The organism is Agromyces sp. P1_H4 (assembly GCF_056405255.1).
Genome location: NZ_JBFUCL010000404.1, coordinates 1 through 3,025 on the forward strand (window position 1 = coordinate 1; position 3,025 = coordinate 3,025).

The 3,025-nt window shown below is 74.0% G+C and carries 3 protein-coding genes; all 3 read right to left on the bottom strand.

Going from position 1 to position 3,025, the window contains the following annotated elements:
* Positions 1-453: peptidoglycan-binding domain-containing protein (locus tag AC1DY2_RS17930; protein ID WP_476763644.1), on the bottom strand; the 453-nt coding region annotated here is incomplete at its 3' end.
* Positions 454-576: 123 nt separating this feature from the next.
* Positions 577-1,698 carry a Gfo/Idh/MocA family protein gene (locus AC1DY2_RS17935; protein WP_476763645.1) on the bottom strand — a complete coding sequence of 374 codons (1,122 nt, stop codon included), beginning with the start codon at positions 1,696-1,698 and terminating at the stop codon, positions 577-579.
* 8 nt (positions 1,699-1,706) lie between these two features.
* The coding region (locus AC1DY2_RS17940) for a DUF6807 family protein (RefSeq protein ID WP_476763646.1) at positions 1,707-3,025 on the bottom strand (1,319 nt) is incomplete at its 5' end.

Consider the following 3,025-nt stretch of genomic DNA (forward strand, 5'->3'; position numbering starts at 1 on the left):
CGTGAGCACGACCTGCACGCCCTTCCAGGAGTTCGGCCCGAGGACGCCGTCGTAGGGGCCGAAGTACCCGCCGATGCKGGCGAGCACCTGGAGCGCCCGCCAGGTGTCGGTTCCGGGAACGCCGTCGATCGGGCCGGCATAGCCGAAGCCAGTGAGCACGGTCTGCACGCCCTTCCACGACCCGGGTCCCATGACGCCGTCGATGGGGCCTGTGTAGCCGCCCTTGGCGGCGAGCCGCTGGACGCCCCGGTACGTGTCGGGCCCAGGCGAGCCGTCGATGCTGCCGGCGTACCCGTATCCCTTGCCGGTCTGCTGCAGGGCCTTCCAGGTGTTCGGCCCCGGGATGCCGTCGTTCGGACCCGTGTAGCCGCCCGCGCGGGCGACCCTCTGCAGCGTGATCCCGTCGGCGGCGCTGATCGCCGCGCCTGAGGCGGCAGCGGTCTCGGTGGTCATGGTGCCCTCCTTCATCGGTGGGGCCGTGCGCGGTCCGGATCGGTACCGCAGGTCGCCCGTTGGGGACGCTACGACGCCGACCATGAGACGACCACCGGGCTGTCCCTGAGACGACGGCCGACCTCAGCCGACCCGGCTCCACGGCGCGCCGATCTCGGTGAACGTGCGGCCCTCGGCGACGACGCGGGCGCTCCAGCGCTCGAGCTCCTGCACCACGAGGTGCGTGCCCTCGTCGTCGGTGACGCGCTCCAGGTGCCGCGCGGCGATTCGGGCGGGCGGGCCGTTCTCCCGCACCGCCTCCAGCACGCGCATGAACGCGCCTGTGGATGCCGCCGGCACAAGCAGCGGGGTGCCGTCGACGACGTGGTCGACGAGGTTCGCGAGGAGCCCCGTGCGGGGATGGATGCTCGTGACGGGCACGTCGGAGCCGGGCTCGACGAGCTGGATGACGTCGAGCGTGTACCAGAGCACGAGGCGCCCGGCCGTGCCCTCGACGATGATGCACGGCTCGCTGCGCCGTGGCGCGGTGAGGCTGAGCGCAGCAGCGAGGGTCGCGCCGCCGGCGAGGTCGACGACGAGCGACGAGGTGTCGTCGACCTCGATGTCGTTCGCCCGGTAGAGGTCGAGCCGCACGGCGGCGACGTCCTCCTCGCGCGTGGCCCCGGCGACCGCGAGGCCCGTGGCCACCGCGTGCGCGAGGGGATTCGTGACGGCGCCGTCGACCACCGGCACCCCGTCGAGCGTGCCGCGCCCTGCCCATGGTGCCCGCCGCCAGTAGTCGACGTTCCGCACCCAGGTCGCGAGGGCGCCGTAGCGCACGGGATCGCCGATGGCCCCGGCGGCGATGAGGTCGCGCATCGCCGGGACGGCGGCCGAGCCCAGGCTCTGGAAGCCGAGCTGCACCGCCCGCCCTGTCGCCCCGCTCGCCGCGAGCAGACGATGGAACTCGTCGAGCGTCGGGGTCGGCGGCTTCTCGAGCAGCACGTGCGCGCCGTGCAGCAGCGCCTGCTCGGCGAGCGGGAGGTGGGTGTGCATCGGTGTGCACAGGACCACGATGTCGAGTCCCTCCGCGGCGATCATGTCGCTCGCCTCGCGGTACGCCGTGACGCCGTCGAGGTCGGGCCCCGGTGGTCGGTGGTCGGCCACTGCGGCGAGCACGGCGCGTCCTTCGCGTTCGAGCTCCCGTGCTGCGCGCACGTGGCTGGCGCCGTGGCCGTGCACGCCCGCGAGGCCGATGCGCGGCATCCGGCCGATCACGAGTGTCGGGCCGGGTTGGCGACGAGCCCCGTCTCGAGGCCGGAGACCGGCGTGTTCACCGCGGCGCCGAGCGTCGAGGCCAGCTGCTCGAGCTCTGCGGCATCCGTGATCGCGCGATCGATGAGCAGGGCGTCGATGCCGAGCTCGAGCCGGCCGCCCTCGGGCACCGAGACGACCTCGTCCCACGCCACGGCGGGGCCGATGCCCAGGTACTCGTCGACCCGCGCGAACCACGGCAGCGCGGGCCGGCCCTCGGGCTGCGCGAGCAGCACCGTGACCCGGCGTCCGGCGTCGACGACGGCGAGCCAGGGCGACGTGGAGCCGTGCGCGATGCGTTCGCCCTCGCCGTCGCGGGTGATCACCGTGGCGTCCCACCGGGGGAACCGCCAGAACAGGCCGCCGTAGCCTGCGCCCTCGCGGCCGTTCGTCGCGGGGGAGCCCAGCGTGAGCGCGCCGAAGTTCGCGGCGAGCGTGCTGCGCCAGCCGAGCGTCCAGGCGTCGCGTTCGCCGACACGGGCCGGACGCCCCGTGAGCACGCGCACCTCGCTGAGCTGCGCCACCTCGCGTTCGTCGATCCAGGTGAGCCGCTCGACCAACACGTCGTCGTCGACCGTGAGCGCGTCGCGTCGCTGCGCGCCCTGGTTCTCGAGCATGACCGAGCCCACGTCCTGCACGTAGGTGCGACCGCCCCAGTACGAGGTGCCGTTGACATCGGGTAGGGCCACGCCGATGCCGAAGTGGTGCAGGTGGTCGGTGGGGTGGCTGTCGGTCACGCGAACGCCGCCGAGCGTCTCGACGGGGTGCAGGTAGGGCCGCGGGGAGAGCACCGAGTCGATGCTCGTGCCCTCCTCGTAGCGGGCCACCACCCGGTCGCCGATGCGCAGCACCGGACGGCCGGGCGACAGCCAGCCCGACGCCTCGGGCGCGGGTCCCGTGCTCCCGCGCGCTTCGAGGATCGCCCGGTAGGAGAGCGGATGCGTCGCCGGCGAGCCGGCCATGGCATCGCGCAGGCGCCGCCACGACTGGGCGCCGAGCTCGAGGCGCGGCACCGACATGGTGGTGAGCGCCGGAGCGGAGAACCGCGCGAGCGGGATGTCGTCGATGCCGGCCACCGAGATCTCACCTGGCACGTCGACGCCGAGCTCGCGGAGCCGGGCGAGGAGGCCGAGGGCGACGAGGTCGTTGAAGGCGATGACGGCGGTCGCGCTCGACGAGAGCACGTCCTCGGCGGCGCGGTAGCCGTCCTCGACCTGCGAGCCGGCCGCGAGGTCGAGCACCTCGACGCGCTCGTGGCGGGCGACGAGCTCGGCGAGCC

Coding starts and splice junctions, on each gene's coding strand:
- AC1DY2_RS17935 (WP_476763645.1), bottom strand. CDS start 1,698: ATGCCGCGCATCGGCCTCGCGGGCGTGCACGGCCACGGCGCCAGCCAC.